The following is a 3,050-nucleotide window of genomic DNA, read 5'->3' on the forward strand; positions in this document are numbered from 1 at the left end:
CCGCCGCCACGAAGAGATTATGCCCGTAAAATTATGGCCATACTCCATTGGAGTTTTCGGCGCCTGAGATATTGGTACGTGCTCGTGCCGTTAATTGCAAGCTTAGTGCTCCTTGCCGTATTACCTGTTATTACGCGATACCATCGTGAAGCCGAATCCCTGGTAAAATTCAGTGAAACACTTAACACGGGCGTTCTTCGCCTGCACGCCCTTACGCAATCGGGCTCGGAAATTAAAAGGAGGGATCTGTTGGCTGAACTTCAACAAGCGTTTGTAACCGACGACGAACTCATTCCAGCTAATGCATCATCTATACAATCGGTTATTGCGGAAGCAATACGACGGATAGACCAGGAAACTATGCCGTCGGACTTGGAAATCGTCGCCGATTTTAATCAATTTTCGGTAGCTTTTTCACCTGAACTTATTTTAGAAAGCGACACATCCTATTATGTTTCAGAAAAAGATCTTGTTCAGCTGATCCGCATGGGAAAGAAAGACATGAAACCGCGCCTGGTCATTACCGGCTTGGCGGGTAACGAAGATATTCTTGCAGTCGCCAAAACACTTGAAGACCCGCAGCGATTCGCGTATATAACGCCTCAAAAGGTCTATTTCCTGGAACCCGGGAATAAATCGCTACTGGAACAGAAAATAACTCTACCAAAAGGCATGGCCGGCATAACGTTTTTTGTTTCCGGCGCAAAAGAGGTCTTTGCTGTATCCGCTGCCGGACCGGTTGGGCGAAAACTTATAACTTCGAAAATATCAGACCAATTTAGGTCAGTTACGTTACCGATGGCGTTCCAGCAAACGCATTGGCGGGCGGCTTCGGTCATTCCACCATCTTTATACCTGCTTACAGAAGATTCGCGGCTCATACAAATAACCGCGCAGAAATTGACAAGTGACACTGTAATTGATGCTGGAGAACCCCTTAACGACCGCATGCGCATGCGAGCACTCGAGCAACGGGGTCTTCTTGCTGTTCTCGACGAATCGCATTCACGGGTCATACTCATGAAACCTAATGGGGAGGTTGTTCGGCAATTCAGGCACGAACTATTTACAGAGATGCGCGATATCATTACGACATCCGATAATACCATGCTTCTTCTGACCGCAACGCATGTATTGGAATTTACCAATGAACGATAAAAAGATGACGCGCTTCGAATGACTTATAACTAACGACTCATAACAAGAATCTTAGAACAATGGATATGAACGAGGTAACTCAACGATGGAACACGGAACGAATTATGTCATTCCGGCGAAAGTCACCCACCCAACTGAACGACACCAGTCGTTCGGGCAGGGAATCCAGAACGCATAATTTGGCCTAAGTATTACATTCATGCTTACACGGAAATGACAAAACATAGTTTTTCAGAGGTTACTTAAGTATTTGCGCTCCATAATATTAATTTAATGTCTACACATATGAACGACTCTAAAGCCGACCGCGTGGCGGTCTGGCTCGAGCTTCGGCAGCTTTCAATGCTAAAAATCTGAAGCGGCCTAGAGGGATGACATAAATCCAAAAACTCCCCGAAGGGAGTTTTTGATTGAATAAATATATTCAAGTGTTTACTTAAGCTCAGCGGTTGCGCCCGCTTCCTCTAATTTCTTCTTTAATTCATCGGCGGCTGCTTTGTCCAAACCTTCCTTTACGGTCTTCGGCGCACCGTCAACGAGGTCTTTCGATTCTTTGAGGCCAAGTCCTGTTGCTTCGCGGACCACCTTAATGACCGCAATCTTTTGCGCACCTCCTTCCTTCAAGACGACATCAAAGCTCGTCTTCTCCTCGGCTTCCTCGGCTGCGCCCGCTCCTGCACCGGCTGCTGCCATCATCATGGGAGCTGCGGCGGATACGCCAAACTTCTTCTCCAATACCTTCACCAATTCCGAGAGGTCGAGAACGCTCATTTTGGAAATTTCCTCCACGAGTTTCTCGAACTTTGCCGGAACTTCTACGTTTGTGTCTTCAGACATATCTGAGAATCACGAATTTACAGATATTACACAAATATACAGATTCACGAATAAATTTTTAGATCTATTCGCAATTCGCGTTATTCGCATAATATTCGCATCATTCGCGATTAGTTACTTGGTTGCTAATTTATTGATAATAGTTGTGAATCCGGAAACAGGCCCATTGAGCACCCGTACGAACGAAGACATGGGAGCCATAAACGTGCCCAAAAGCTTCGCCAGCATTTCCTCTTTGGACGGCAACTTAGCCAGTTCCAATACGTCGGCCTTTGACAGAGTTTTCCCTTCAAAGATCCCTCCTGCCACTTGCAGCTCCGGCAGTTCCTTTGTTACCTGCGTGAAAAGCTTGGCCAATTGACTGTCTTCGGTTTTGTGAGTGACCACAGCCAATGTATCCTTATACTTTTCCAAACCTTCCGCGGGCAACCCCGCTTCTTTAAGCGCAATGCGCGCGAGCGTCTTTTTTATGACCTTATACGAACCACCCTCCTTCTTTACCTTGCGGCGGAACATCTGGCTTTTCGCCACGGACATACCTTTGTAGTCGGCAAAAATGACCATGTGAGCCTGCTTCAAAATACCCACCGCATCCGAAACGATCTTTGTTTTTTCATCACGAGTTAGAGGCATATAGATTATGAATTATATTAGTGACTACCCCAGCACTAAAGCCCGACGGGACGCTGAACACATTCAATGCATTTTTCACGGTGGCGCCTGCGGCTTACTTCTTAGGTACACCAAAATATTCTTTTGGCTTAGTGCGGGGTTATTGTTTTATTGCTAAAATTTTCAAAGAAAATTTTAGCAATAAAACAATAAAAAAATCTCGACCTTGAGAACCGAGACGAAAATGAAACCGTAGAATACACGGAGTTCGTTTCCTGCATTGGATTTAATGCCATTTTCTCCCGGCAACCAATGGTCTTCGGATAATGTTACCATTATAGCTATTTTTTTACCTGCGTCAAGATATTGACTTATACTATACCATGTGATATAATGTTATTTCTTTAAAAATTTACTAACAGAATGAGAAGTGAAGAAAAGTA

At 44.9% G+C, this 3,050-nt stretch carries 3 protein-coding genes; 1 reads left to right on the plus strand and 2 read right to left on the minus strand.

Annotation, left to right across the window (positions count from 1 at the left end):
* Positions 1 to 1,158: hypothetical protein (locus tag Q7S09_01065; protein MDO8557767.1), on the plus strand; the 1,158-nt coding region annotated here is incomplete at its 5' end.
* Positions 1,159 to 1,590: 432 nt separating this feature from the next.
* Here the strand turns inward: Q7S09_01065 and rplL are convergent.
* Positions 1,591 to 1,995 carry a 50S ribosomal protein L7/L12 gene (gene rplL / locus Q7S09_01070; GenBank protein MDO8557768.1) on the minus strand — a complete coding sequence of 135 codons (405 nt, stop codon included), beginning with the start codon at positions 1,993 to 1,995 and terminating at the stop codon, positions 1,591 to 1,593.
* A 114-nt stretch (positions 1,996 to 2,109) separates the two neighbouring features.
* Positions 2,110 to 2,628, minus strand: coding sequence for a 50S ribosomal protein L10 (gene rplJ / locus Q7S09_01075; protein MDO8557769.1), 519 nt, complete (start codon positions 2,626 to 2,628; stop codon positions 2,110 to 2,112).
* Between the last annotated feature and the right edge of the window lie 422 nt (positions 2,629 to 3,050).

Source organism: bacterium (genome assembly GCA_030649025.1).
In the GTDB taxonomy this organism is placed as follows: Bacteria; Patescibacteriota; Minisyncoccia; order JAUYLV01; family JAUYLV01; genus JAUSGO01.